General features: G+C 54.2%; 3 tRNA genes. All 3 read left to right on the top strand.

The window, feature by feature from the left end:
• The first annotated feature begins 1 nt into the window (after nt 1).
• The 3 genes from AC3E8G_RS10310 (at nt 2) to AC3E8G_RS10300 (ending at nt 252) form a co-directional block, all read left to right on the top strand.
• Nucleotides 2–91 (top strand) — tRNA-Ser (locus AC3E8G_RS10310).
• Between the two features lie 9 nt (nt 92–100).
• A tRNA-Met gene (locus AC3E8G_RS10305) sits at nt 101–174 on the top strand.
• A 5-nt stretch (nt 175–179) separates the two neighbouring features.
• A tRNA-Phe gene (locus AC3E8G_RS10300) sits at nt 180–252 on the top strand.
• Nucleotide 253: the final 1 nt, after the last annotated feature.

Below are 253 nucleotides of genomic sequence, written 5' to 3'. Positions count from 1 at the left end.
TGGAGGATTACCCAAGTCCGGCTGAAGGGAACGGTCTTGAAAACCGTCAGGCGTGTAAAAGCGTGCGTGGGTTCGAATCCCACATCCTCCTTAATATTAACGCGGGATGGAGCAGCTCGGTAGCTCGTCGGGCTCATAACCCGAAGGTCGTAGGTTCAAATCCTGCTCCCGCAATATTTGGCTCGGTAGCTCAGTTGGTAGAGCAATGGATTGAAGCTCCATGTGTCGGCGGTTCGATTCCGTCTCGCGCCAT

Source organism: Streptococcus sp. SCPM-O-B-15294 (M123) (assembly GCF_058200455.1).
This window is presented reverse-complemented; position numbering and strand designations above follow the sequence as displayed.